General features: G+C 70.5%; 23 protein-coding genes. 10 read left to right on the plus strand and 13 right to left on the minus strand.

The genetic code is table 11. The features are described from left to right. Positions 1-39: 39 nt before the first annotated feature. Both KIK06_RS00650 and KIK06_RS00655 read right to left on the minus strand, forming a co-directional pair. The gene (locus KIK06_RS00650; protein WP_268641484.1) at positions 40-699 is read right to left on the minus strand and encodes a TetR/AcrR family transcriptional regulator; all 660 of its coding nucleotides are present in this window, start codon (positions 697-699) and stop codon (positions 40-42) included. Positions 700-805: 106 nt separating this feature from the next. Then, positions 806-1,480 (minus strand): biliverdin-producing heme oxygenase, encoded by a 675-nt coding sequence (locus tag KIK06_RS00655; protein ID WP_017599792.1) that lies wholly within the window; start codon positions 1,478-1,480, stop codon positions 806-808. A gap of 445 nt (positions 1,481-1,925) precedes the next feature. Between KIK06_RS00655 and KIK06_RS00660 the strand changes: the two genes are divergently transcribed. The 5 genes from KIK06_RS00660 (at position 1,926) to KIK06_RS00680 (ending at position 7,221) form a co-directional block, all read left to right on the plus strand. Continuing rightward, a complete protein-coding gene (locus KIK06_RS00660; protein WP_268641485.1) occupies positions 1,926-3,200 on the plus strand; it encodes a PP2C family protein-serine/threonine phosphatase in 1,275 nt (424 codons plus the stop codon). A 20-nt stretch (positions 3,201-3,220) separates the two neighbouring features. Further along, the gene (locus KIK06_RS00665; RefSeq protein ID WP_442789814.1) at positions 3,221-5,110 is read left to right on the plus strand and encodes a sensor histidine kinase; all 1,890 of its coding nucleotides are present in this window, start codon (positions 3,221-3,223) and stop codon (positions 5,108-5,110) included. A gap of 28 nt (positions 5,111-5,138) precedes the next feature. Beyond that, positions 5,139-5,573, plus strand: a complete 435-nt coding sequence (locus KIK06_RS00670) for a response regulator (RefSeq protein ID WP_026127813.1) — start codon at positions 5,139-5,141, stop codon at positions 5,571-5,573. Positions 5,574-5,743: 170 nt separating this feature from the next. Next, the gene (locus KIK06_RS00675; protein ID WP_268641486.1) at positions 5,744-6,271 is read left to right on the plus strand and encodes a low molecular weight protein-tyrosine-phosphatase; all 528 of its coding nucleotides are present in this window, start codon (positions 5,744-5,746) and stop codon (positions 6,269-6,271) included. A 5-nt stretch (positions 6,272-6,276) separates the two neighbouring features. Then, a complete protein-coding gene (locus KIK06_RS00680) occupies positions 6,277-7,221 on the plus strand; it encodes a fructosamine kinase family protein (RefSeq protein ID WP_017599787.1) in 945 nt (314 codons plus the stop codon). Positions 7,222-7,499: 278 nt separating this feature from the next. Here KIK06_RS00680 and KIK06_RS00685 read toward each other — a convergent pair whose 3' ends face one another. The 3 genes from KIK06_RS00685 to KIK06_RS00695 form a co-directional block, all read right to left on the minus strand. Next, positions 7,500-8,483, minus strand: coding sequence for a carbohydrate ABC transporter permease (locus KIK06_RS00685; protein ID WP_017599786.1), 984 nt, complete (start codon positions 8,481-8,483; stop codon positions 7,500-7,502). Next, a complete protein-coding gene (locus tag KIK06_RS00690; protein ID WP_268641487.1) occupies positions 8,480-9,457 on the minus strand; it encodes a carbohydrate ABC transporter permease in 978 nt (325 codons plus the stop codon). The genes KIK06_RS00685 and KIK06_RS00690 overlap by 4 nt, the downstream gene beginning before the upstream one ends. Before the next feature lie 117 nt (positions 9,458-9,574). Beyond that, positions 9,575-10,924 (minus strand): ABC transporter substrate-binding protein, encoded by a 1,350-nt coding sequence (locus KIK06_RS00695; protein ID WP_268641488.1) that lies wholly within the window; start codon positions 10,922-10,924, stop codon positions 9,575-9,577. Positions 10,925-11,121: 197 nt separating this feature from the next. Between KIK06_RS00695 and KIK06_RS00700 the strand changes: the two genes are divergently transcribed. Next, a complete protein-coding gene (locus KIK06_RS00700; RefSeq protein WP_268641489.1) occupies positions 11,122-12,222 on the plus strand; it encodes a Gfo/Idh/MocA family oxidoreductase in 1,101 nt (366 codons plus the stop codon). Between the two features lie 82 nt (positions 12,223-12,304). Here the strand turns inward: KIK06_RS00700 and KIK06_RS00705 are convergent, their stop codons facing one another. Then, on the minus strand, positions 12,305-12,922 hold the full coding sequence (locus KIK06_RS00705; RefSeq protein ID WP_017599783.1) for a TetR/AcrR family transcriptional regulator: 618 nt from the start codon (positions 12,920-12,922) through the stop codon (positions 12,305-12,307). Between the two features lie 252 nt (positions 12,923-13,174). Here KIK06_RS00705 and KIK06_RS00710 point away from each other — a divergent pair, with 252 nt between their 5' ends. Next, positions 13,175-14,536: a four-carbon acid sugar kinase family protein gene (locus tag KIK06_RS00710; RefSeq protein WP_268641490.1), complete on the plus strand. Its 1,362-nt coding sequence runs from the start codon at positions 13,175-13,177 to the stop codon at positions 14,534-14,536. A 57-nt stretch (positions 14,537-14,593) separates the two neighbouring features. Here KIK06_RS00710 and KIK06_RS00715 read toward each other — a convergent pair whose 3' ends face one another. Next, positions 14,594-15,202: a TetR/AcrR family transcriptional regulator gene (locus KIK06_RS00715; RefSeq protein ID WP_017599781.1), complete on the minus strand. Its 609-nt coding sequence runs from the start codon at positions 15,200-15,202 to the stop codon at positions 14,594-14,596. 121 nt (positions 15,203-15,323) lie between these two features. On the opposite strand from KIK06_RS00715, the gene KIK06_RS00720 reads away from it, so the two are divergent. Beyond that, positions 15,324-16,160, plus strand: a complete 837-nt coding sequence (locus tag KIK06_RS00720) for an alpha/beta fold hydrolase (RefSeq protein WP_017599780.1) — start codon at positions 15,324-15,326, stop codon at positions 16,158-16,160. 93 nt (positions 16,161-16,253) lie between these two features. Here the strand turns inward: KIK06_RS00720 and KIK06_RS00725 are convergent, their stop codons facing one another. From KIK06_RS00725 to KIK06_RS00745, 5 genes are all read right to left on the minus strand, one after another. Further along, on the minus strand, positions 16,254-17,156 hold the full coding sequence (locus KIK06_RS00725; protein ID WP_017599779.1) for an alpha/beta fold hydrolase: 903 nt from the start codon (positions 17,154-17,156) through the stop codon (positions 16,254-16,256). Positions 17,157-17,204: 48 nt separating this feature from the next. Next, a complete protein-coding gene (locus KIK06_RS00730) occupies positions 17,205-17,525 on the minus strand; it encodes a DUF4873 domain-containing protein (RefSeq protein ID WP_017599778.1) in 321 nt (106 codons plus the stop codon). Continuing rightward, the gene (locus KIK06_RS00735; protein WP_268641491.1) at positions 17,522-19,021 is read right to left on the minus strand and encodes a flavin-containing monooxygenase; all 1,500 of its coding nucleotides are present in this window, start codon (positions 19,019-19,021) and stop codon (positions 17,522-17,524) included. Before KIK06_RS00735 ends, KIK06_RS00730 begins: the two co-directional genes overlap by 4 nt. A gap of 154 nt (positions 19,022-19,175) precedes the next feature. Further along, positions 19,176-20,090 carry an AurF N-oxygenase family protein gene (locus KIK06_RS00740; protein WP_268641492.1) on the minus strand — a complete coding sequence of 305 codons (915 nt, stop codon included), beginning with the start codon at positions 20,088-20,090 and terminating at the stop codon, positions 19,176-19,178. Between the two features lie 11 nt (positions 20,091-20,101). Continuing rightward, positions 20,102-20,956: an SDR family NAD(P)-dependent oxidoreductase gene (locus KIK06_RS00745; protein ID WP_268641493.1), complete on the minus strand. Its 855-nt coding sequence runs from the start codon at positions 20,954-20,956 to the stop codon at positions 20,102-20,104. A gap of 224 nt (positions 20,957-21,180) precedes the next feature. On the opposite strand from KIK06_RS00745, the gene KIK06_RS00750 reads away from it, so the two are divergent. Next, positions 21,181-21,972: a MerR family transcriptional regulator gene (locus tag KIK06_RS00750; protein WP_017599774.1), complete on the plus strand. Its 792-nt coding sequence runs from the start codon at positions 21,181-21,183 to the stop codon at positions 21,970-21,972. A gap of 34 nt (positions 21,973-22,006) precedes the next feature. Here KIK06_RS00750 and KIK06_RS00755 read toward each other — a convergent pair whose 3' ends face one another. Continuing rightward, positions 22,007-23,875 (minus strand): GMC oxidoreductase, encoded by a 1,869-nt coding sequence (locus KIK06_RS00755; protein WP_268641494.1) that lies wholly within the window; start codon positions 23,873-23,875, stop codon positions 22,007-22,009. A gap of 212 nt (positions 23,876-24,087) precedes the next feature. Here KIK06_RS00755 and KIK06_RS00760 point away from each other — a divergent pair, with 212 nt between their 5' ends. Continuing rightward, on the plus strand, positions 24,088-24,735 hold the full coding sequence (locus tag KIK06_RS00760; RefSeq protein WP_017599772.1) for a DUF6230 family protein: 648 nt from the start codon (positions 24,088-24,090) through the stop codon (positions 24,733-24,735). The last annotated feature ends 1 nt before the right edge of the window (position 24,736 follow it).

Consider the following 24,736-nt stretch of genomic DNA (forward strand, 5'->3'; position numbering starts at 1 on the left):
GACCGCTCGCGTTACGGACCCGCCCTTATCGCGCTGTGCTCACGTACTCGTACCGTGGGTTACGGTGCGCGTCGATTTCGGCAGGATCGTGTCGACGGTTTCGGTTGGCACTCCCAGTGCCCGGAGGACGAACCGGGTGACGAGCGCGTGGGTCTCGTCCAGGTCGATCTCCCCGCTGACGAGCGGGATGCGTTGGGACCCCACCATGGACAGGGTGAGCCGTGCGGTCGCCTCGGGGGGTAGCGGGTCGAATTCGCCGGCGGCGGTGCCCTCCTCCAGGATCCCGGTGAGCAGGCGCTGCATAGGCGCCACGTGCGCGGCGAGTGCCTGGTAGGCGTCCGGGCCGAGGCTGGCCCCGAGTTCGGCCGCTGGCGGATGCGGGTGGGCGACGATGCCTTCGAGCTGGAGGCGGACGAACGCGGAGACCCTGCGCGCGGCCGACACACCGGACGGGAGTTCGCGCTCGTACTGGTCGACGAACGCGCTGCTGACCTCCTCGGTGAAGGCCAGCAGCAGCGTGGCCTTGTCCGGGAAGTAGTTGTACAGGGCCGTGCGGGTGATGCCCGCGGCGTTGGCCACGTGGGTCATGGAGACGCGGTCGATCCCCTGTGACCGGATCAGCTCGTCGACGGCCGCCATGATGCGCTCCCGTGTGCGGGCACGGTGCGCGGCGATGGTCGGTGCCGTGATCTTGGGCATCCTCCTATGGTGTCACGCGTCGCGGCCCCCGGGTGCGTACCGCGGCGCCGGGCGGGGGCGTCCGGTGTGACCGCCGCAAGGACGAGGAAGGCGGGGAGGAGGTTTCCTACCGGGGTCGCCACACACGTCCCAGGTCGGCCAGGACCTCGGTGTTGAGCTGGTAGGCCAGGCGGGTCTCGCGGACGAGGCGGTCGGCGTCGGCCGGGGCCAGGTCCAGGGAGTCGAGTCGTTCGCGGTAGCCGGAGCGGAACCGGGGCAGGCTGCCGAGCTCGTCGAAGACGTAGAAGGACAGTCCCTCGTGCGTGAGCCCGTAGGTCCTGGCGGCCACCTGGCGGATGAACTGGCCGCCGGACACGTCGCCCATGTACCGCGTGTAGTGGTGGGCGACGAACCCCTCGGGATGGTCGGCCATCTGCTCGATACGTGCCACGTAGGTGCGGGTGGCGGGGGTGGGGGAGATCTGGTCGCGCCACCCGGGGCCGAGGAGGTGCTCCAGATCGAGGGCGAGCGCGGGGACGCGCGGGAGTCCGGGCCAGTGGAAGCGTCCCGCCACCGGGTCGTCGGCCAGGGCGCGGCCGAGGTCCTCCAGGGCCGCGTAGGCGAAGTAGTGCTGCGCGACCATGGCGGTGTAGCCGCCGATCGGGAGCGTGCCGCTCATGAGGGCTTGGGTGAATCCGTGGTGCTCCGCCGCCCCGTGGTCGCTCCAGGTCGCGGCCTTGAGCCGTTCGGAGAACGGGGCCCCGGACTCCTGGGGCGTGGTGGCCTGGGCCGTCGCGCTCATCCGGGCTTCCGCCTTCCGTCTCGGAAATTTCATGACATGATGTCATCAAGACGGGGCGGCGTGTCAAGAGGTATATGACACCGTGTCAGATACATTGCCGATGCACGCCGGGCCGAGCGGAACATCACATCCCGCATGTTCCCCATGCACGCGCTGATGCGTGTGCCAAAACCCTTTGCAGCGGGCCTGCACGTGCATTCCCGCGCGCCTCCGGGGCTCCTACGTGCGGCGAAGGGATGCCCCCTGAACGCGCCGACGTTGGATGTGTCTCGTCACGCCCGCTGGTCAACAGGTCGCCGTGGCGTTTATCGTTTGGTTGTCGTGCGGGTCCGAACCGCCGGGAAGACCCGAGGTGTCCAACCCCGGGACACGCGGTGCGACAGCGCCCCACGAGCCAGCAGATCAAAGGCGATGAGTGGATACCAGGAGAACAGGGCACGATCCCGTGACGGTGATCGGTGACGAGGCGGCCGGTACCGCCACCACACACGGCGCCGCCGCCTATGACGGCGCCGCCCTCGGTGACGGCGCCGACCCGGCACATCGTCCGGAGGCACCCGTCGAATCGGTGGACATCCTGCTCGTCGAGGACGATCCGGGCGACGCCCTCCTCGCCGAGGAGCTGCTCGCCGACACCCCTCTGGCCACGCGCATCACGTGGGTCACCACGCTCGGGGACGCCCGCGCGCCCCTCAAGGACTTCCGCGGCTGCGTCCTGCTCGACCTCAACCTTCCCGACGCCCAGGGCCTGGACCTGCTGCGCGAGGTGCTCCAGAGCGCGCCCTCGGCCGCCGTCGTCGTCTTCACCGGCCTGGACGACGAGCACGAGGGCGTGGCCGCGGTGGCCGCCGGAGCCCAGGACTACCTGGTCAAGGGCCAGGTCGACGGCTCCCTCCTCGGCCGCAGCCTGCGCTACTCACTGGAGCGCCGCCGCGCCGACGACAACGCCCGGCAGCTGAACGAGGCCCGCATGCGCGCCCGCGAGAACACGCGCCTCGAACGCGGCCTCCTGCCCCAGGTCCTGCTCCAGAGCTCGCCCCTGAGCCACCGCGCCTACTACCGGCCGGGCCGCAAGCGCGCCGTGGTCGGCGGGGACTTCTACGACGCGGTCGAGAAGAACGGCACCACGCACGTCATCATCGGCGACGTCAGCGGCCACGGCCCTGACGAGGCCGCTCTGGGAGTGAGTCTGCGCATCGCCTGGCGCACCCTGGTCATGGCCGGGGTCGACGAGGACCAGGTCCTGCCGAACCTGGAGGAGATCCTGGTCAGCGAGCGGGCCCAGGAGGAGATGTACGCGACGCTGTGCATGGCCAGCCTGGACAGCGGCACCGACCGCGTTCGCGTCCGTGTCCTGGGCCACCCTCCGCCCCTGGTCATCCAGGATGGCTCGGTCGTGGAGACCCAGGCCTCCCCGCAGCCGCCGCTGGGTGTCTTCCCCGTCGAGCAGGCCGACGTCGACGAGGTCGTCCTGCCGGTGGGCGCGAGCATGCTCTTCTACACCGACGGCCTCGTCGACGCCTACGACGGCGGCCCGCCCGCGCGCCTGGAGGTCGCGGGTCTGCGACGGATGGTCAGCGGTGTCCTCGACCAGGGCGTGTCCCTGAACCTCCTGCCCGAGTACGTGGTGGACGAGGCCGAACGCAGCAACGGCGGTCCGCTCCAGGACGATGTGGCGATGCTGTTCATCGCGCACGGTGTGGACGGGGACGCCGAGTGAGTCGTACCGGGGAGGCGGTCGTGGAGTCCGAGGAGAACGAGCCCCGCCGCTCCCCGGGCACGCCGGTCGGCGGAGTCCTGTTCGTGGACGGTGTGCCGCGCGGGCTGGCCGGACCACGCGCCTCCTGGAGCCTGCGCCGCCGCGTCACCAGCCTGTTGACCGTGGTCGCGGTCGTGCTGGTCACGGCCGTGTCGGTGATCACGCTGGCCGCGCTCAACGCCCGTGACTCGCTCACGCTGCAGGTGGACTCGCTGAACCCCGCCGTGAACGCCGTCGAACAGACCCGTTCGGCCTACCTCAGCCAGGACCACGCCCTGCGCGGCTACATCCTCACGCAGGACCGCGAGTTCCTGGAGCCCTACGTGGAGGCCAACGTCGAGCTGCTGGACAACCGCGCCGAACTCGCCCACCGGGCCGAGGACAACCCCACCGTGGCCTCCAACGTCGAGGACCTGCTCGTCGCCGGGGAGGCGTGGACCACGGAGTTCGCCGAGCCCGTCCTGGAACAGGTCAGCAACGGGGAGACCCCCTCCCAGGAGGACCTCCAGAACGGCCGGGTGCTCTTCCTGGAGCTCAACCGCGTCAGCGACTCCACCAACCAGCAGCTCCTGAACGAGATCGACGAGGCCCGCACCGGGTTGACGACGGCCACGCAGCAGGTCGTCGCGCTGCTGGTCCTGGTCGGTCTGGTCGTGGTGTTCTTGTCGGTGTTCCTGTGGGTCATGCTCCAGCAGTGGGTCCTGCGACCTCTGGAAGAGCTCGCCGGGCACATGAGGCAGGTGTCGGAGGGGTACTACGCCCACCGCATCAGCCTGCACGGGCCGCCGGAGATCGTCCGGCTGGGCCAGGACGTGGACGCCATGCGTGAACGCATCGTGCACGACCTCGACGAGGTGGCCAACGCGCGTCGTACGCTCCAGGAGCAGTCCACGCTGCTGGAACACCAGACCGAGGAACTGCGCCGCTCCAACCTGGAGCTCGAGCAGTTCGCCTACGTCGCCTCCCACGACCTCCAGGAGCCGCTGCGCAAGGTGGCGAGCTTCTGCCAGCTGCTGCAACGCCGCTACCACGGGCAGCTGGACGAGCGCGCCGACTCCTACATCGACTTCGCGGTCGAGGGAGCCAAGCGCATGCAGACCCTCATCAACGACCTCCTGGCCTTCTCCAGGGTCGGCAGGACCAAGGACTTCGCGTCCGTGGACCTGGACGTGGCGCTGGGCGACGCGCTGAGCAGCCTGTCGACCAGGCTGGAGGAGGCGGGCGCCGAGGTCACGGGCGACTCCCTGCCCACGGTCCAGGGTGACCGCACACTGCTCACCCAGGTGTTCTTCAACCTGGTGGGCAACGCCGTGAAGTTCCGCGCGGAGGAGGACCCGCGGGTCCACATCAGCGTCGAGCGCGACGGTGACGAGTGGGTGTTCTGCTGCACCGACAACGGGATCGGGATCGAACCGCAGTACGCCGAGCGCATCTTCGTGATCTTCCAGCGCTTGCATACCCGTGACAAGTACACGGGAACGGGTATCGGCCTGGCGATGTGCAAAAAGATCGTGGAGTTCCACGGCGGTCGGATCTGGTTGGACACCGACGACGGGTCGGAGGACACCGGTCGGACCGGAACGCGCATATGCTGGTCCCTGCCCGCGGACCCCGACGAGGACGTGACGGCCGACACGGGAACCGTCGAGGACGTCAGCGACGATATCGGGGACGAGGGGGCGGAGGACGCCGGAGCCACGACCGCGGACACGGACGTGGAGCCGGCACCGGCGGCCGCTCGGCGGCCCGCGGGCACCGACGCCTCCGGAGTGGACGGCGCGGAGCCGGGCGCGGAGCCCGGTGGGACGTCGTCCTCCCGGTCCGTCACCGATGACGGTACGGTTCCCCCCGGTGACGGGGCGGGGCCCTGAGCAGGGGTCTGGAAGCTTGAGCGAGGTCATGTTGGTGCATCCGATAGAGGTGCTGCTGGTCGAGGACGATCCCGGGGACGTCCTCATGACCAAGGAGGCGTTCGAGGAACACAAGCTGGGCAACCGGCTGCACGTGGTCTCGGACGGCGTGGAGGCGCTGCGTTTCCTGCGCAGGGAGGGTGAGTACACCGACGCGCCCCGCCCGCACCTGATCCTGCTCGACCTCAACCTCCCCCGCAAGGACGGACGCGAGGTCCTGGAGGAGGTCAAGGCCGACGACGAGTTGGCGCACATCCCCATCGTGGTGCTGACGACCTCCGAGGCCGAGGAGGACGTGCTGCGCAGCTACCGCCTGCACGCCAACGCCTACGTGCCCAAGCCGGTGGACTTCGAGCAGTTCATCAAGGTGGTCCGCCAGATCGACGACTTCTTCGTCACCGTGGTGCGCCTGCCCAAGGGGTAGGCGGTGTCCGTCTCGGTCCTCCGCTTCGCCGCGGCCCGTGTTCGGGCGCCCGAACGACGGCCCCTGAGCCCGCGGAGGGAGAGACGCGGCGAAGACCCGCAAGGACACTGCTTCGGCTCTTCGGGACGCCGAGCGCGTGAGCTGCGCGGTTTTTCGTTACGGTAAGAGGTATGAGCTTGCCGGAACCGCGTGACCCCGCCGGGCCGTACCGTGTCAGCCTCGTGTGCCTGGGGAACATCTGTCGCTCGCCCATGGCCGAGAAGGTCCTGGCCGCCGACCTCGAACGGGCGGGTCTGGGCGATCTCGTCGCCGTCGACAGCTTCGGGACGGGCGACTGGCACGTGGGCGGGGGCATGGACCCGCGCGCCGCGTCCACTCTGCGCGTCCACGGGTACCTGACCGACCACACGGCCAGGCAGTTCACCCCGTCGCTGCTCGCCGAACGGGACCTGGTCCTGGCCCTGGACCTGGACAACCTGGAGGACCTGCGCACGGTCGTGGGCGAGCGGGGCGCTGAGCTCGGTTTCTCCGTTGACCGCCTGCGCCTGTTCCGCTCGTTCACACCGGGGGTCGGCCCCAACCCCGAGGTGCCCGACCCGTACTACGGCGGCGACGACGGCTTCACGGCCGTCCTCAACATGGTCGAGTCCGCCGCCAAGGGTCTGACCGGTGAACTCGTCGTCCGGCTGCGTGGGTAACGCGGGTGGACGGAGACCCGATCGTGTGCCCCGTCGGCGGTGGTGACGGCGACGGGCCCCGCGAGAACCACCGCCGGGATCCCGTCACCGGAACGATGGCCGACCGCCTCACCGTCCTGCTCGGTCGGGGTGTCCGTCGTGCCGCGTGGGCCGGGAGCAGCCACGACTGGGAGATCTCCTACGCAGAACTGACCGACGGCACCCGGCTGTTCGTCAAGTCCCTGCCGCGGGGGGCACCGGCCAGCGGGGTGCTCACAGCCGAGGCGCGCGGGCTGGACTGGTTGGGGCGCGGCCTCGGGTCACCCGCGATCGACGTCGTGGCCTGGGATGATCGTATCCTCGTCCTGCCGTGGGTGACGGAGTGCGAACCCTCGCCCCCCGCCGCCGAGCGGCTGGGACGCCAGCTCGCCGGGATGCACCTGACCGGCGCGGACCACTTCGGGGCGGATTGGCCCGGCTACATCGGCCCGTTGCCCATGGACCACACGCCCTCCGCGGACTGGTCGCGCTTCTACGCCGAGCAGCGGCTCCGCCCCTACCTGCGCCAGGCCGTCGACCAGGGGGCGCTGACCCCCTCCGACGCCCGGATCGTCGACCGGGTGGTGGAGGCCGTACCCGACCTGGCCGGAGCCCCCGAACCTCCGGCTCGTGTGCACGGCGACCTGTGGAACGGCAACATCATCTGGCGGGCCGAGGACGCGGTGCTGGTCGACCCGGCGGCGCACGGAGGTCACCGGGAGGCCGACCTGGCCATGCTCGCGCTGTTCGGTCTGCCGTTCCTGGACCGGGTCCGGGACGCCTACAACGAGGTGGCGCCGCTGGCCGACGGCTGGCGTTCCCGGGTGGCGCTGCACCAGCTCCACCCGCTTCTGGTGCACGTGTGCCTGTTCGGCGCCGCGTACCGGACCACGGTCCTGGAGGCCGCGCGGTCGGCGCTGCGCGGCGGCTGAGCCGTGCTTGCCTTGGGTTTTCGCTGATGGGTCACCCCAGGGGGGGTGCCGTTCGGGCGTCGGCGGGGTTCTGCAAGACGAGGCGAGCCGCGTAGCGAGGAACGAGCGACAGGCGCCGCCGAGGATGAAGAATCCCTGCCCTGAGGGCGCCCGAACAGAGTGAGTACCGCGCCGAAGGCGTCGGTTGAGGGTGCCCGCCCCGCCGCGGAGCGGCCCCCGGGCGGTGGAGGGCGACGGGCGGGCCGAAGCGAAGCGGCAGGCCCAAAACAAACACTGGCTCATCCCTTGACGCTGCCCGCCAGCAGGCCGCGGACGAAGTAGCGCTGGAGGAGGAAGAAGACGATCAGCGGCACGACCATGGCCACGAACGCGCCCGCCGTGAGTCGGTGCCAGTCCTCGCCCCGGGTTCCGGCCAGTTCGGCGAGCTGCACGGTGAGCGGGGCGGTGGCGCTGTCGCCCCCGGTGAAGATGAGGGCCACCAGCAGGTCGTTCCACACCCACAGGAACTGGAAGATCCCCAGTGACACCAGGGCCGGAGTGAGCAGTGGCAGGACGATGCGGAGGAAGATCCTGCCGTGCCCGGCCCCGTCCACGCGCGCCGCGTCGAACAGGGAGCGCGGCAGTTGCGCGATGAAGTTGTGCAGCAGGAAGATCCCCAGCGGCAGCCCGAAGATCGTGTGCGCCACCCAGACGTTGGTGAACGCCATGGCTCCCGTGAGTTCCCAGGCGGGCAGGATCTGAACCCCGCCGACGCTCACTCCCTGGGAGAAGAACCGCAGGAGCGGGACCAGGGACATCTGGAGCGGGACGATCTGGAGGGCGAAGATCCCCAGGTACACCCAGTCGCGGCCACGGAAGTCGATCCAGGCGAGCGCGTAGGCGGCGAGGGCGGCCAGACCCAGGACGAACACCGTCGAGGGCAGGGTGATGACGACGGAATTGACGAGGTGGCTGGCGAGCCGCCCGTCGCCCGCGGTCCCGAACAGGACGTCCCGGTAGTTGTCCAGGGTCACCTCCGGGGAGGTCGGGAACGTCCACCAACCGGTCGTGCGGATCTGTTCGGCGGGCCGGAACGAGGAGACGAACAGCCCGGCGGTCGGTACGGTCCAGAGCACGGCGATCACCACCGCCGCCGCGCTGGCCGCCGTTCCGCTCAGGCGGGCGCGCACACGGGCGGCGGGGCCTCCCGTTCGCTGGGAGGCGGTACGCTCCGGGCTCTCTTCCGTCGCGTTTCGGGCGGTGGGGGTCGTGGCCTGGGTCATGCGAGCTCCCTCGCCTTGCGTGTGCGTCGGATCTGCACGATCACCAGCGGGATGACCAGCAGGAAGAGGAACACCGCCAGAGCGGAGCCCTGGCCGACCTGCCCCTGTTGGAAGGCCTGGCTGTACATCTCGTTGGCGATCACGCTGGTGCCGTAGTTGCCGCCCGTCATGGTGCGGACGATGTCGAAGATCTTCAGGGTCTGCACCGTGATGGTGACGAGGACGACCAACAGCGTCGGCCACACGGTCGGCAGGGTGATCCGGGTGAACAGCTGCCAGGCTCCCGCGCCGTCGATCCGGGCAGCCTCGACCATCTCCGCCGGGATCGCCTTGATGGCGGCGGACAGGACCACCATGGCAAAGCCCGCCTGGACCCAGATGAGGACCAGGATGAGGAGGAAGGTGTTGACCGGCTGTTCCAACAGCCACAGGCGCGGCTGGCCACCGAACCACACGATGATCTGGTTGAACAGCCCGTACTGCTCCTGGTCGGCGGGACGGTAGGCGAAGACGAACCGCCAGATGATGCTGGCGCCGACGAACGAGATCGCCATCGGCATGAAGACCAGGGACTTGGCGACCGGTTCGAACCGGGAGCGGTCGACCAGGACCGCGTAGACGAGCCCGATGCCGGTGGCCAGGAGGGGGGCGAACAGCACCCAGAGCAGGGTGTTGCGCAGGACCAGCAGGATCTCCGGCCGCTGGAACATCCAGACGTAGTTGGCCAGCCCGACGAACTCCGTTCCGGAGCGGTCGTGGAGGGACAGCACGGTGGTGCGCAGCACCGGGTAGACCAGTCCGCCGATGAGCAGGATCAGCGCGGGCGCGAGGAAGGCGACGGCCTGCCAGCGGTCGCGTTTGGTGCGAGGGGCGTCGAGGAGGACGAGCACCAGGCCGATGACGCCGAGGAAGGCGACGATCCCGATGAGCATCCACACGATCTTGGGCAGCTCGTCGAGGAACGAGAACTCCATGAGGGCCTCTTGTCGGTGCCGGGCCCGGGACCCGACCGGTGTCGGATCCCGGGCGCGGGCGGGCGGAGTACGGGCGGGAGCGGCCCGGAACGCGGATCCGGGCCGTGTCGGGGCGTCCTACCAGGCGGACTCCACGGACTCCAGGACGTCGCCGGTGGGGGTTCCGGTCACCCAGTCGACCATGCCGCTCCAGAACACGTCGGTGCCGACGGCCGAGGGCATGGAGTCGCTGGCGTCGAAGTAGAACACGGTGTCGGGGTCGGTCAGGACCTGCTGGGTGAACTGGTCGGTCGGGTCGGTCAGGGTGGAGGGGTCGAGGTCCCGGTGGGCGGACACCCAGGCGCCCTCGGAGGCGCGGCTGTCCGCGTAGTCGGCCGTGGACAGGTACTCGTGGAAGGCGTTGACCTCGGGGCGGTCACTGAAGGGGACGGCGAACTCGCCGCCTCCCATGACGGGAACCTGGGCGCCTTCCTCGAGCGGGGGCAGGACGAACCCGTAGACGTCGCCGTCCTCGGCGATCTCGACGCCCTCGTCGAAGTTGGCCGCGTAGAAGGAGCCCATCAGGTAGAGGCCGCAGCCCCCGTCGAGCAGCGGGAGCCCGGCCTCCTGGAAGGAGGTGACGGCGATGCTGTCCGGTCCGCCGAAGGTGCCGTTGACGTACTCCTCGTCGAGGAGGATGTCGCCGGTCAGGTCGAAGGCCTCCTCGATCTCGGGGGCGTCGAACGGGATGTCGTGGGAGATCCAGTCCTCGTACACGTCGCCGCCGGAGGTGCGCAGCAGCACGTTCTCGATCCAGTCGGTGCCGGGCCAGCCGGTGGCGTCCCCGGACTCGAAGCCCGCGCACCACGGCTTGGTGCCGGAGGCGGCGATGTCCTCGGTGAGCGCCATCATCTCGTCCCAGGTCTGGGGGACCTCGTAGCCGTTCTCGTCGAAGAACGCGGGAGAGTACCAGACCATCGACTTCATGTTGGCGCCGTAGGGGGAGCCGTACAGTTCACCGTCGACCGTGGCGTAGCCCCGCCAGTCCTCGCCCCAGCCGGCCTCGGCGTTGGCGCGGACGCCGTCGGAGACGGGGAGGGCGTGGCCGTCCTCGACCACGCGCTGGAGCAGGCCGGGCTGGGGGATGAGCGCGAGGTCGGGGGCGTTGCCGCCGTCCAGGCGGATGGGCAGCTGGGCCTCGAACTCGCCGCTGCCCTCGTACTCGATGGCGATCCCGGTGCAGGCGGAGAACTCCTCCCAGGAGCGCCTCATGCGCTCGGCCTCCTCGTCCCGGATCGAGGCGTACATGGTGACCGTGCCGCCGATGTCCGCCCACTGCTCGTAGGGGGAGCAGTCCATACCGGAGGTGTCGACGGTGCCGCCGTCGTCCTCGCCGCTGAGGTAGCCGCAGCCCGAGGCGAGGAGGACCGCGCAGCCGGCCGCCAGGAGCGCGTGGCGCCTCGGTGTACTGCTCCGTGTGTGTCGCATGGCAACCCTTCCGTCGTCCGCCCACGGGCTCCTGGGGGCGAACGACCGCATCGGTGTGGCGTAGGTCATCTACTGATGATGAAAGTCCCGTCTCATTCACATGTCCAGACTTGTCGCAAAAACTTGCGTAACGATACGAAAACTTGCAGTCCGGTCTTGCTGGATCCCGTTGTACCGACAGGCCGTAGATTGGGCGCATGTCTGACGCATCCCACCGCCCTGAGCTGGGCGCACACGGTGGACCTGAGCTGCACGTCGCGCTGGTCGGCTATGGGAAGGGCGGCGAGGTCTTCCACGCGCCGATCATCGACGCGGTCCCGGGGCTGCGCCTGTCCGCCGTGGTCACCGGGGACCCCGAGCGCCGCGCGGCGGCCGAGGCCCGCTACCCGGGTGTCACCGTCTACCCGACCGCCGCCGACCTGTGGGCGGACGCGGATCGGTACGAGATCGCGGTCGTGACCACCCCCAACCACACGCACGCCCCGTTGGCGAGGGCGGCACTGGAGGCGGGGTTGGCGGTGGTCGTCGACAAGCCGTTCGCGCTCACCGCGAGCGAGGCGCGGGAGCTGACCGATCTGGCGGAACGGCTCGGACGGGCGCTCACCGTGTACCAGAACCGGCGTTGGGACGCCGACTTCCTGACGCTGTGGCACCTGGTCGAGGAGGGGTCGCTGGGGCGGGTGCACCGGTTCGAGTCGAGGTTCGAGCGCTGGCGCCCCGAGGCCAAGGGGACGTGGCGGGACAGCGGTTCGGTCGCCGACGGCGCCGGGATCCTGTACGACCTGGGACCGCACCTGATCGACCAGGCGGTCAACCTGTTCGGCCCGGTCGCCTCGGTCTACGCCGAGGTCGATGCCCTGCGCGGCGGGGGCGGCGCGGACGACGACGTGTTCCTCGCGCTCACGCACGAGCGGGGCACCCGTTCCCACCTGTGGATGAGCGCGCTCGCCGCCCAGAACGGGCCGCGCTTTCGGGTGCTCGGTGACGAGGCGGCGTTCACCAGCCACGGCATGGACGGCCAGGAGGACCGGCTGGGGGCGGGTGAGCGCCCGGACGCCCCGGACTGGGGTGTGCTGCCGGAGGAGGCGTGGGGAACCCTCGGGGCGGACGGCCGAGGGCGCCGGGTGCCCAGCGCGAAGGGTGCCTACCCGGAGTTCTACGCGGCGGTGCGGGACGCGGTCGGGGAGGGGGAGCCGCTGCCGGTCGACCCGCACGAGGTGATCCACGGACTGGAGGTCATCGAGGCGGCCCGGCGCAGCGCCGAGACGGGATCCGTGGTGTCCCCGCGGACGCGGTGATCCGGGGCTGCGCCTCTGGGGCGTCCGCCAGAGCGAAGAGGGCCGCGACCGGGGGCGGTGACGGCACCCGCCGCGCGCGGGGTCAGGTGTCGGCGGGGTCGGTGGCGGCCGGGGGGTGGCCGAGGGCGGTGCGCGTGAAGTCGACGAGGAACTCGCGCAGGCGCTCCTGTTCGGTGTCGCTGGCCGCGTCGGGGCCCAGGACGAGCCGGGCGATCTGCGGCGCGATCTGCGGCCAGACCGCCAGGCCGATCAGGGTGAGCAGCAGTTGGCGGGTGTCGGACACCTCCGTGTCGACGCTCAGGGCGTCGGAGAGGGAGGCGGCCTTGGCGTCGTAGAGCTCGGCCCGCTCCTCCTCGGCGGGCAGTCGGGCGTTGCCGTAGTGCAGGGACTCCCACAGGAGGAGCCGCAGCAGGTCGGGATGGGCGCGGTGGTAGTCGAAGACGCGGGCGACGTAGGCGGCGGGGTCCTGGTCGTCGGTCACGGTCACGGCCTTGGAGAGTTCGTTGAGGGCCTTCACGACCACGTAGCGGAAGAGCTGTTCCTTGTCGCCGAAGTGGGCGTAGATGCGCTGTTTGTTGACCCCGGCGCGTTCGGCGATGCGATCCACGCGCGCACCGGCGATGCCGTGCTCGGCGAACTCGTGCCGCGCGGCCTGGAGGAGGAGGGCGCGGGTGGTCTCGGTGCGGGTGGTGTTGCGCATGGTGACAGGTTAGGCCAACCGGTCGGTTGCTGGAATGGGGAATCGGTGCGTGTGTGGCCGGAAGGGGGCGGGGCGGGGATCCGGGGCGACAACCAATGAGTTGGTTCCCGTCGTGGCTCCGTGCCTCCACCCGCCCCACCCCACCTCCTCCGCCCGCTGGCGGTCGGCGTCCGAGGTGAGGCCCCGCACGGCGGTCTTTGGCCCTATGTTGGAGGGAGATTACCCCAGCGTTTCGTGCGAAGGAGCAGTGCCGTGGCCCAGGTCCTCGTGGTGGCGGACGACCTCACCGGAGCCAACGCCACCGGTGCCCGTTTCGCGCGTACCGGGATGCGCGTGGCCACGGTGACACCCGAGCACGTGAGCCGGGTGGAGGGCGACTACGACGTGGTCGTGGCCAACCTGGACAGCCGCCACGTGCCCGCCGAACACGCCGCCGACCTGGTGACCGACGTGGTCGAGGCGGTGTGGCCGGTGGGCCTGGTGGTCAAACGGACCGACAGCACGCTGCGGGGCAACATCGGGGCCGAACTGGAGGCCACCTACGACGCCGTGCGCGAACGGGTGCCCGCCGGAACCCGCGTGCGGGTCCTGTTCACCCCCGCCTTTCCCGGCTCCGGGCGGATCACGGAGGACGGGGTGCAGCTGCTCAACGGTCAACCGCTGGAGCGCACCGACCTCGCCCTGGACCCCCTCACTCCGATGACCACCAGCGTGGTGTCCGACATCCTCGCCGCCCAGACCGACCTGGCGGTGCGGCACGTACCGGTCCGGCAGGTCACGCAGACGATGCTCACCGCCGAGCTCCTCGCGGGCGACGAACCCGTGGTGGTGTGTGACGCGAGCACCGAGCAGCACCTGGCCGACATCGCCGAGGCCGCCGCCGAGGCGCACCACAGCGAGGGCGTCGTGTGGGTGTCGGCCGACCCGGGGCCCACGGGGGCACTGCTGGCCTACGCGCTGCGGCTGCGCGGACAGGCGGGTTCGCGCGGGCCGCTGCTCGGGGTGGCGGGCAGCACGACCGGCCTGACGCGCCGTCAGCTCGCCACGGTCGCGCGGACCGGCGCGGTGCGGTTCGTCGACCTGGACGCGCTCGCGCTCAGCGACCCGGATGGGGACCACGCCGAGGCGGTCGCCGAGGAGCTGGCCGAGCAGCTGTCCTCCTCCGGGTTCCCCGAGCTGTGCGTGCTGCGCGTGGTGACGACCGCCGAGCGCGTACGGGAGTTGCCGGTCCAGGACCGGGCCGAGCTGCCGGGGCGGATCGCGCGCCTGGTGGCCGGGGTCATCCACGACATCGCGGACACCACGGGCGCCCACGCCCTGCCCAGCGGGCTGTACCTGACCGGGGGCGACCTGACCGCCAGCCTGCTGGACGAGCTGGACGTGCACGCGGTGGACGTGGGCGGTGAGGTGGTGCCGCTGGCGGTGCACGGACACCTCAGCGGAGGGCCGCTGGACGGGACGCCGGTGGTGGCCAAGGGCGGTCTGGTGGGCGACGACATCACCCTGGTCGAGTGTCTGGCCAAGTTGCGCAGGGCTGTCCAGACGCGCCTGCACCAGGTGCATTCGGAGGTGTCGGAGCACGTGGTGCCGATGCTCACGAGGGACCCGGCCTGAGCGGAGCCGCTCGGCGAGTGCGGGGACACCATCGCGACGCTCCCCCTCAACGCGGGTTCACGCCTCGATCGTCGTGCCGGTCCGCGCGGTCCGCCCGTTCGCGTCGGAGCGTGCCAGCGCCGCGTCGATGAGGATCCGGGCGGCCGCGCGTGCCTGGTCGGCCACCCCGGCGTCGCCGGTGATGGCGGCGGTGGTCTGCGCGCCCTCGGCCAGGAGCGCGAGCTGGGTCGCCAGGGAGGGGTCGGCGCCGATCCGCCCCACGAGTTCGGCCAGGTAGTCCTGGAAGGAGGTCTTGTGCTCGCGCGCGATGTCGGCGACATCGGAGTTGACCGCCCCCAGTTCGGCGAAGGCGTTGATGAACCCGCACCCCCGGAAGTCCTCCTCGCAGAACCAGTCGGAGAGGAAGTCGTAGACCGCGAGCAGCTTCTCCCGGGCCGTGGGCGCGGCGTCCACGTGTTCCCCCAGGCCCCGGGCCCACGCGCGGCGCCGGTCGCGCAGGACCGCCATGACGATGTCGTCCTTGGAGGGGAAGAGCCGGTAGAGGCGGCGCAGGGACACCCCGGCCGCGTCTCTGAGTTGGTCCATGCCCACCGCTGAGAAACCTCGGGCGTAGTAGAGCCTGTCGGCCGCGTCGATGATGCGTTGGCGGTACTCCTCGTCGTCCATGCCTTCAGTCTACTTGTCATGAGAACGATCGTTCTCTACACTTCGGAAAAAAGCGAGAACGGCCGTTCTCGCTCACGGTCTGCCTGAGAACGATCGTTCTCAGGAGTGGAAGGGGTCCATCATGGGGCGCATCACCGCCGGTACCGAGAACAGCACTCCGATCGAGCTCCACTACGAGGACCAGGGCACCGGACAGCCGGTCGTCCTCATCCACGGCTACCCGCTCAGCGGCCACTCCTGGGAGAAGCAGACCGCCGCCCTGCTGGACGCCGGATACCGGGTCATCACCTACGACCGCCGAGGCTTCGGCCAGTCCTCCCAGCCCTCCACCGGCTACGACTACGACACCTTCGCCGCCGACCTGAAGACGGTCCTGGACACGCTCGACATCGACGACGCGGTCCTGGTCGGCTTCTCCATGGGGACCGGCGAGGTCGCCCGTTACCTGAGCACCTACGGCTCCGACCGGGTGGCCAAGGTCGCCTTCCTGGCCTCCCTGGAACCGTTCCTGCTCAAGACCGAGGACAACCCCGGCGGCGCCGCTCCGCGGGACTTCTTCGAGGGCATCGTCTCGATCGTCAAGGCCGACCGGTACGCCTACTTCACCGACTTCTTCCAGAGCTTCTACAACCTCGATGAGAACCTCGGCACCAGGATCAGTGAGGAGGCGGTCCGCGGCAGCTGGAACGTCGCGGCGGGCTCGGGGGCGGTCGCCGCCGCCGCGGCCCCCCTGACGTGGTTCACCGATTTCCGCGACGACATCCCCAAGGTGGACGTCCCCGCGCTGATCCTGCATGGCACGGCGGACGACATCCTGCCGATCGACGCGACCGGCCGCCCGTTCGCCGCGCTCCTGCCCTCAGCCGACTACGTCGAGATCGAAGGGGCTCCGCACGGCCTGCTCTGGACCCACGCCGAGGAGGTCAACGAGGCACTGCTGGCCTTCCTCGAGAGATAGCGGGTCGGGCGGCGGTCCCGGAAGACGCCTCGCGCACCTCCCGGGCCGCCGGTGCGCAACCCGGCTCGGGTGTCCGCCGGTTCCGGATCCGCCTCAGTCCCGAACCGGGTCCGCCCCCACGTGGTCGGCGGTCAGTTTCTCCAGCAGTTCGGCCAGCGCCTCGGGTGCTTCCAACGGCCCCATGTGCCCGACCCCCGGGAGTTCGACGACGGGGCCGTCGGCGCCCGGGACGGCGTCGACCGTGTGGTGCGCGTGCCACGGCGGCGTGAACTTGTCCTCCGCCCCCGCCACGACGACGGTCGGCGCGGTGATCGCGCGGGCCGACTCCTCCAACTCCAAGGTCGCGAGCACCCGGCCCCAACGGCCGCGCGCCACGGGTTCGCACGCGTGTACCATCCGTGCGGTCAACCGCCTGGCACGGCGGTCCGCGTTCCTCCCGAGGACCAGGTAGGCCAACGCGGCCGACGTGACCGGGCTGGTCGGACCCATGGGCAGCGTCGTGCGCAGGAACGCCTGGGCACCCAGGTCGCCGAGCAGCCCGGGTAGGGGGAACGCGGTGGAGCGCTTGACCAGCTGCGTGTACCCGGTGTTGGTGAGCAGGACGGCGGCGGCCCGGTCCGCGAACACCGCGCGCGGTCCGGCCGCCATGACGGTCATGCCGCCGATGCTGTGCCCGGCCACCACGGCCTTGCGGCCCTCGGGGACGGTGGCCTCCAACACGGCGCACAGGTCGTCGGCGAGCTGGTCCGTGCCGTATCCGGCCTTCGTGATCGGGGTCTGACTGCGTCCGTGGCCGCGCTGGTCGTACAGCACCACGCGGAGCCCGGGGTCCAGTGCGCGCACCACCGGACCCCAGGACGCCAGCGAGGTGGCCCAGCAGTGGGCCAGGACCACGGTCGGGCCGTCCTCGGGTCCGCGCACCTCGACGTGCAGTCGGGTGTGGTCGGCGGAGCGCACGGTGAGTTCCCGGGCCTGGCCCAGGTGTCGGGTCGCCATCGGGGGGCACCTCTCGGTCGGGGGTCGGGGGCAGGGGAGGGCGCACGATCAGTCGTCGATGGTCACGTCCGGGACGCTGAACGGCGGGGGGCCCGCACCGCTGATCGGATGTCCGCCCCAGAGGTTGGGCTCGTCCAAGTCGCCGGTGCCCTCGTGCCCGTCCGGGGTCCGGACCCGGACGGTGCGCACCCCGCTCTCGAAGGCGGCGGTCACCCCGGGGTGGGCGGACAGCCGTCCCTTCCATCGGTAGTCGCCGGTCAGCGGGGAGAAGTGGCCCGCCAGGTGGGCGTCGACCTCGATCTCCCCGTCGGGCAGGGTGACGGTCACCGGCCCCCGGTACTCCTCTTCCCCGTCGTCGAACCCGCTCATCGCGCCACCGCCGCGCGGTTGAGCCGCAGGTCGTAGTTGTGGGGGTCGAACCACCGGGTCCGCAGCGCGTAGCTCCAGGTGAAGGTCGGCCACAGCGTGGTGTTGCGGCCCTCCTCGTTCAGGTACCAACTGTCACAGCCACCGGACACCCACACGGTGCCCTCCATCGACTTGGCGACCATGTCGTTGTAGGCGCGCTGGGCCTCGGGGCGCACATCCATGCGATCGATCCGGTTGCGGCACACGTACTTGAGCGCTTGCATCGTGTACCGGATCTGGGCCTCGATCATGAACACCTGGGAGGTGTGCCCGAGCCCGGTGTTCGGTCCGGCGAGGACGAAGGCGTTGGGGAACCCGGCGACGGTGGTGCCGCGGAACGCCTGGGCGGTGGTTCCCCAGTGCTCGGCCAGGGACACCCCGTCGGAGTCGAACATCCGATGCGCGATCGGGGGGTCGGTGACGTGGAACCCGGTGCCGAGGATGATCGTGTCGACCTCGTGCTCGGTCTCGCGGCCGGACGCGTCGCGGGTGACGATCGCGTTCGGCCGGACCTCGACGATCCCATCGGTCACGACGTCCACGTTGGGCCGGGCCAACGCGGGATAGTAGTCGTTGGACATGAGGATGCGCTTGCACCCCGCCCGAAAGTCCGGGGTGAGCTTGGCGCGCAGTTCCGGGTCCTTGACGGAGCGGTTGATGTTGGCCCGGCCGAGCCGTTCCACCACTCCGAGCAGCCGGGGGTTCTTGGCGAAGCCGAACACGTAGTTCTCCCGGCCCCAGTAGATGCCCTTGCGCGCGATCTGCTGGGTGAGGGGGAGGTTGCGGTACAGCCAGCTCTCCAACCGGGTGATGTCGCGATCGTGGCGGAACATCACCCACGGCGCGGTGCGCTGGAAGAGGGAGAGCGCGCCGACCCTCGGCTGGATCCTGGGCACGAACTGGATCGCCGACGCCCCGGTCCCGATGACCGCCACCCGGCGTCCGGTCAGGTCGTGGTCGTGGTCCCAGTTCGCCGAGTGGAAGAGGGTCCCCTCGAAGGTGTCCAGTCCCTTGATGTCCGGGAAGGACGGGTCGGCGAGCGGTCCGGCGCCGCTGACCAGGAACTGGGCGGTCACGGTGCCGCCGGTCGTCTCGATCCGCCACCGGTTGCGGCGCGGCTCCCAGCGTGCGGCTTCGACGTCGTGCCCGTAGCGGACGTGGCGGTCGACGCCGTACTCGCCCGCGACCCGCTTCAGGTACTCCCAGATCTCCGGCTGCGGGGAGAACGAACGGCTCCATCCGGGGTTGGGGGCGAAGGAGAAGGAGTACAGGTGCGAGGGGACGTCGCAGGCGGCGCCCGGGTAGGAGTTGTCCCGCCACGTGCCGCCGACGTCGTCGGCGCGCTCCAGGACCACGAAGTCGGTCAGGCCCGCCTGCCTGAGGCGGACGGCCATGCCGATCCCGGCGAAGCCGGTCCCGATGACGGCCACCCGGAAGTGCGGTGGTTCTTCGGTCATGTTCAGGTCCCTTCGTGCGAACCGGATCGGCTCCGCGGTCGGGTCGGGGGCGTAGGGCTCCCGGGGGCGCGGCGCGTTCGCCCCCGGGAGGTGGGAGCCGGGGGCGCAGGACGTGGCGCGTTTCGCCCTCCGCCCCCGGCGTTCGTGGGCCCGGTCAGCGACCGAGCAGTCCGGCCTTCCTCCAGAAGTGCCTTCCGAGGCCGGAGATGGCTCCGGCGGTGGTCAGGGTTCCGACGACCTTGCGGGCCGCCCAGGTCTTGGTGTCGATCCAGTGCGGGTTGGTCCTGGCGACCCGGTAGGCCTCCTTGGGGTCCAGCCCGACCTGCTCGTAGACCTTCGGGTTGATCAGCCGCGTGGCGGAGTAGTAGGTGACCAGGCCGAGGATGAGACGGCTGTAGGCCCTGTTGACGGGGCCGCGCTTTGCCCAGTCGCGGGCGAACTCCTCGCGGGCGTAGCGCATGTGCCGCGCCTCCTCCACCACGTGGATCCGGGAGACGGCACGCACCAGGGGCAGGACCTGCTCGTCCGGCACGGCCTCACGCTGGAGCTGGTCGAGGACCTCCTCGACGAACAGCGCGCCCGCGAAGATCAGCGGTCCGTGCGCGATCGCCTTGAACACCCTCCCGAGGTGGTAGGCGACCGGGTCGAGCCGGTGGGTGTGCCAGCCGAGTTTGCCGACCATCTTGGCGAACATGACGGTGTGGCGGCACTCGTCGGCGATCTCGGTGTAGGCGTACTGGACGTGGTTGGTGGTCGGGTCGTTGTGGTAGGCGTGCCGTACCAGCATCTGCATGAGGATGGTCTCGAACCAGATGCCGATGGTGGCGACGGAGGCGATCTCCAGGCGGCTGAGCTCCTTGCGCTTCTCCTCGCTCAGCCGGTCCCACAGGTGCGTGCCGTAGATGGAGATGCGCTCGGGGCGGATGGCCCACATGTCGGGGTCGACGGGGGCGTCCCAGTCGATCTCGACGAGCGGGTCGAACGAGGCCTTGGCCGAACCGCGCAGCAGGCGCTTGGCGATGTCCTCGCGGTCGGTGAGCTTGGGCTTGGTGGGCGTCTGTGTGGTCATCTCGTCCCTCCTCAGGACACGTTCGGCCGGGGGCTGGCGCCGCCGTGACGGGCGTGGAGTCCCTGGGCGATCTCCGCGTCGCCGAAGGCGCCGTCTGCGAGGAGCAGGCCCAGTTGGAGCGACACGATCTGTTCGGTCGTGCCGGGGAAGTGCCGGGTCAGGTGCAGCGCGACCGTGCCGAGGCCGGTGGAGGCCACGTCTCGTGGGGCCCTCTTGGCTCCGGCGGCCCGGATCACCGACATGACGGTGTCCCGTTCCCGTTCGGCCGGGACGAGGCCGTCCAGCGCGACACCGGTGGCCCGGGAACTGTCGTGGATGGGTGTGTCGACGTAGCCGGGGTAGACGGTGGTGACCCCGACGTGGGTGCCGTACTCCGCGCGGAGGCAGTCGGCGTAGGCGGCCAGGGCCCGCTTGGAGACCGTGTAGGCCCCGGCGAAGGGCAGCTGGAGGTTGGCCAGCAGGGACGAGGTGAGGACGACCCGTCCCCCGCTCTCCGCCAGCGCGGGCATCGCGGCGGAGGTGACCCGCCAGGCGCCGAGCAGGTTGACCTCCAGCGCCTGGTGCACGTGGACGTCGGGCTCCCGGCCGATGTCGACCGCCGGACCGACACCCGCGTAGTGGATCAGCAGGTCGAGCCGTCCGCCGAGCTGTTCGACGGCCTCGGCGACCGAGGAGCGGACCTGCTCGTCGTCGGTGATGTCGCAGCCGATGACGCCGGGGGCGGGCTTGCGGTCGAGGCCGACGACGTTCACCCCGAGGTGACGGAGGACGGCCACGGTGGCGCAGCCGAACGCTCCGGAGGCACCGGTGACGATGGCGTTCTGGCCGGGGAGCCGTCGCAGGTGGCGCGGCAGGGGGGTCGTCATGTGATCTCCTCCACAGTCATTGCCGGAACGTTACAACGAGCATTGTCACAATGCAATGGGGTGAGGCGGGAAATTTACTTGCGAGTAGCTTCAGGGCGAGGGGGAGGCCGCGGGGGCGAACGGGGCCGGTTGGCGCGGGAACGCCCCGCCTCGTCGGCCCTGTCGTGCTCCGATCACCTCGGCAACCGGCCGACAGCGCGGGCGGCGGTCTCTACGCTTGACCCATGGCCGAATACCGCATTGACGAACTCGCCCGACTCGCTGACACGACGGTGCGCAACGTCCGGGTCTACCAGGACCGGGGGCTGCTCGCCCCGCCCCGCAAGCAGGGGCGCGTGGGTATCTACTCCGAGGCGCACCTGGCACGCCTGCGGCTGATCGGCCAGCTGCTGCGGCGCGGGTACACGTTCGCCAACATCGGCGAGATGTTCGCGGTCTGGGAGCGCGGCGGGAACCTCTCCGACATCCTCGGCTTCGAATCGGCCGTCGGGGACGCCTGGAGCGACGAGATCGCCGACTACATCACCGTGGGGGAGCTGCGCGACCTCTTCGGCAAGGGCGTGACGCCCAGAACGATAAAGCGGGCCGTCGACCTGGGGGTGATCGAGCGCGATGGCCTGCGCTTTCGGGCCTCGAGCCCGCGTCTGCTGCACGCCGGCGCCGAACTGGTCCGGATGGGGATGAGCGTGGACTCGGTCCTCGACATAGCGGAGAACCTGCGCGCCAAGGTCGGCGACGTGGCCGAGCACATGGTCCGCCTGGTCGCCGAGCACATACTCGCCGAGTACGCGCCGCTGACGGTGATACAGACCGGAAGCGAGGAGGTCGCGGAGATCGCCGAGCTGATCCGCCGGCTGCGCCCGCTCGCCCAGCAGGCCGTGGACGCGGTCCTGGCCCAGGAGATGGCGGAGAAGATGAACGACGTGATGGGCGAGCACTTCGCCCTGGCGATGGAACACCTGCGCGGCGAGCCGAGCACCCACCCCAAGGAGGACGGTCCCGCGGGACCCGCCTGAGCGCGGACCGCGGCACCGCCCTCCCGTCGGTCGCTCAGGCGCCGTCCCCCTCGGCGTCGGCGCTCTCCCGGGGCGCCCTCCGGTCGGACGGGGTCTCGTCGCCTCCGTTCACCACCGACAGCGGGAGCGGGGTGGTGTAGCGCAGCTCCGCGAAGGCGCCGGCCGGGACCGCGGGCGCGTGCGGGAAGACCGGCCGCAGCCGCTGGTACGGCTCTCCCTGCCCGGGTCGGGAGTCCTCCTCGCCCTTGTTCGGCCACAGCGACATGGCGCGCTCGGCCTGGGCGGTGATGGTCAGCGACGGGTTCACCCCGAGGTTGGCGGTGACCGCGGCGCCGTCCACGACGTGGATGCCGGGGTGCCCGTACAACCGGTGGTAGGGGTCGATCACACCGTTGTCCGGGCTGTCCCCGATCGGGCACCCGCCCAGGAAGTGCGCGGTCATCGGGATGTTGGCCACGTCGCCGATGGTGCCGCCGGGGTAGCCGTCGATCCGCTCGGCGAGCCGGGTGGCGGCCTCCTGGCCCTCCGGGATCCAGGTCGGGTTCGGCTCCCCGTGGCCCTGACGCGAGGTCAGCTTCTTGCGGCCGCCGAACAGACCGCGTTTGACCGAGGTCGTCAGCGAGTTGTCCAGGGACTGCATGACCAGGCCGATGATGATCCGCTCCGACCAGCGCCGGTTGGAGAGGCTGCGCGCGAAGACGTGGGGTTGGCGCGCGGCCCGGCCCAGGAAGCGCAGCCAGCGCGGCACCCTCCCGCCGCCCGGCACCTGGATCGTGGTGAGCAGGCCCATCGCGTTGGAGCCCTTGCCGTAGCGGACCGGTTCGATGTGGGTGTTCTCGTTGGGGTGGATGGAGGAGGTGATCGCCACCCCCTGGGTCAGGTCCTCGGGCGGCGGCACGTGGCGGCTCATCGCGCCCACGAGCGCCTCGGAGTTGGTGCGGGTCAGTGTTCCGAGCTTGGCGGACAGGCGGGGCAGCAGTCCGGCGTCGCGCATCCGGTGCAGGAGGGTCTGCGTGTTGTACGTCCCGGCGGCCACCACGACCTGCCCGGCGGTGAACGTACGGGCGTTCTCCCTGCGGCGCGGCGCGTCGGTGCGGACCGTGTCGACGGCGAAACCGCCGTCGGGCAGTTCCCGCAGGCGCTCGACGGTGGTCAGCGGGTGGATCTCGGCGCCCGCCCGTTCGGCGAAGTACAGGTAGTTCTCGGTGAGCGTGTTCTTCGCGCCGTGCCGGCAACCGGTCATGCACTCGCCGCACTCCGTGCACGCCCGACGCTCGGGTCCCGCGCCGCCGAAGTAGGGGTCGCCGACGGACTCACCGGGCGCGGCCTTGCCGCCGTCGCCGTCCGCACCGTCGCCGAAGCACACTCCGACGGGGGTCAGGCGGAAGGTGTGGCCCACGCCCATCTCCTCGGCGACCGCCTTCAGATGGACGTCGGAGGGGGTGACGGTGGGGTTGGTGCGGACGCCGAGCATGCGCCGGGCCTGGTCGTAGAAGGGAGCGAGCTCCGACTTCCAGTCGGTGACGTGCCGCCACTGCGGATCCTCGAAGAACGCGTCCATCGGGTGGTAGAGCGTGTTCGCGTAGTTGAGCGAACCGCCGCCGACGCCGGCTCCGGCGAGGATCATGACGTCGCGCAGCAGGTGGATGCGCTGGATGCCGTACATGCCCAGCCGCGGGGCCCAGAGGAAGTTGCGCACGTCCCAGGAGGACGACGGCAGTGTTCGCGGGGTGAACCGGCGTCCGGCCTCCAGGACGCCGACGCGGTACCCCTTCTCGGTGAGGCGGAGTGCGCTCACCGATCCTCCGAAGCCGGAGCCGACCACGATGACGTCGTAGTCGTACTGGTCCGCGGTGTGTTCGGGGGAGCGGACGGGCGGTTGTGCGTTGCGCTCTGGGGACACGGGGCCTCTCTCAGTTCAAGTGTCGCGGTCCCGTAGTGCGCCGGATACGAGTCTGCAACATCGAATACGCCATCTGGAAATGTGACATTTTCTATTGTAACGTTCGTCACTACCGCCGAGTAGGGTGTGTTCCATGTAACACGCGAGGCGCGCGTCGGCGCAACACACGTTCCCCCTCGCCGCTCCCGGCGGCGAAACCCTGGAGGTTGCAGATGCCCAAGCCTTCCGACGAGGCGCCCCAGGCGCCTCAGGACGCGCCTGAGCAGCACGAGGGCGGTGGAGGTACGCGGTGGCGGAGGTTCACCCTCATCGCCGTGCCCGGCCTGGCCGCCGCCGCCGTCCTCGGCGGGATGACGACACAGGGGCTCCTGGCCGCCTCGTTCGCCGTCTCCGGTGACAGTTTCAAGATGTCCGCTGACCAGCTCACCGGGCAGGGCTTCACCCAGTACGGCGACGTCGCCGAGTCCGTCGACGGCTCCGGCCGCGCCGTCGGACTGTCCACGGTCAACACCGCCGACCTGGACAACCTGTGCATGTCCTCCCTGTGGGACCTGGGCATCGGCGAGGCCACCCTGGTGATCACCGCCGGTGAGGCGGACCCGGTCCACGGCACCGACCTGGTGCTCGACCTCGAACAGCTGCGCGGCGACGCCGAGTTCGACCAGATCGAGATCGGCCGCGATGCCAGCACGCTGGACAAGGCCGAGGGCGGTCAGGGACCGGCGGGCGGGTTCGGCCTCCAGGCGGACGAGATCCGAGTGGCGGACGTGGAGCTGACCACCTGGGCCGTCACCTCCGGCTCCCTGCGGTTGAGCGGCCTCAACCTGGCGGTCCTCCCAGGCAACCACGAGTGCTTCTGAT

Source organism: Nocardiopsis sp. EMB25 (genome assembly GCF_026797795.1).
Lineage (GTDB): Bacteria > Actinomycetota > Actinomycetes > Streptosporangiales > Streptosporangiaceae > Nocardiopsis > Nocardiopsis lucentensis.

Coding starts and splice junctions, on each gene's coding strand:
- KIK06_RS00725 (WP_017599779.1), bottom strand. CDS start 17,156: ATGGCGACCCGACACCTGGGCCAGGCCCGGGAACTCACCGTGCGCTCC.
- KIK06_RS00685 (WP_017599786.1), bottom strand. CDS start 8,483: ATGACCCAGGCCACGACCCCCACCGCCCGAAACGCGACGGAAGAGAGC.
- KIK06_RS00670 (WP_026127813.1), top strand. CDS start 5,139: ATGTTGGTGCATCCGATAGAGGTGCTGCTGGTCGAGGACGATCCCGGG.
- KIK06_RS00760 (WP_017599772.1), top strand. CDS start 24,088: ATGCCCAAGCCTTCCGACGAGGCGCCCCAGGCGCCTCAGGACGCGCCT.
- KIK06_RS00690 (WP_268641487.1), bottom strand. CDS start 9,457: ATGGAGTTCTCGTTCCTCGACGAGCTGCCCAAGATCGTGTGGATGCTC.
- KIK06_RS00730 (WP_017599778.1), bottom strand. CDS start 17,525: ATGAGCGGGTTCGACGACGGGGAAGAGGAGTACCGGGGGCCGGTGACC.
- KIK06_RS00655 (WP_017599792.1), bottom strand. CDS start 1,480: ATGAGCGCGACGGCCCAGGCCACCACGCCCCAGGAGTCCGGGGCCCCG.
- KIK06_RS00745 (WP_268641493.1), bottom strand. CDS start 20,956: ATGACGACCCCCCTGCCGCGCCACCTGCGACGGCTCCCCGGCCAGAAC.
- KIK06_RS00715 (WP_017599781.1), bottom strand. CDS start 15,202: ATGGACGACGAGGAGTACCGCCAACGCATCATCGACGCGGCCGACAGG.
- KIK06_RS00705 (WP_017599783.1), bottom strand. CDS start 12,922: ATGCGCAACACCACCCGCACCGAGACCACCCGCGCCCTCCTCCTCCAG.
- KIK06_RS00650 (WP_268641484.1), bottom strand. CDS start 699: ATGCCCAAGATCACGGCACCGACCATCGCCGCGCACCGTGCCCGCACA.
- KIK06_RS00720 (WP_017599780.1), top strand. CDS start 15,324: ATGGGGCGCATCACCGCCGGTACCGAGAACAGCACTCCGATCGAGCTC.
- KIK06_RS00750 (WP_017599774.1), top strand. CDS start 21,181: ATGGCCGAATACCGCATTGACGAACTCGCCCGACTCGCTGACACGACG.
- KIK06_RS00695 (WP_268641488.1), bottom strand. CDS start 10,924: ATGCGACACACACGGAGCAGTACACCGAGGCGCCACGCGCTCCTGGCG.
- KIK06_RS00735 (WP_268641491.1), bottom strand. CDS start 19,021: ATGACCGAAGAACCACCGCACTTCCGGGTGGCCGTCATCGGGACCGGC.
- KIK06_RS00675 (WP_268641486.1), top strand. CDS start 5,744: ATGAGCTTGCCGGAACCGCGTGACCCCGCCGGGCCGTACCGTGTCAGC.
- KIK06_RS00700 (WP_268641489.1), top strand. CDS start 11,122: ATGTCTGACGCATCCCACCGCCCTGAGCTGGGCGCACACGGTGGACCT.
- KIK06_RS00740 (WP_268641492.1), bottom strand. CDS start 20,090: ATGACCACACAGACGCCCACCAAGCCCAAGCTCACCGACCGCGAGGAC.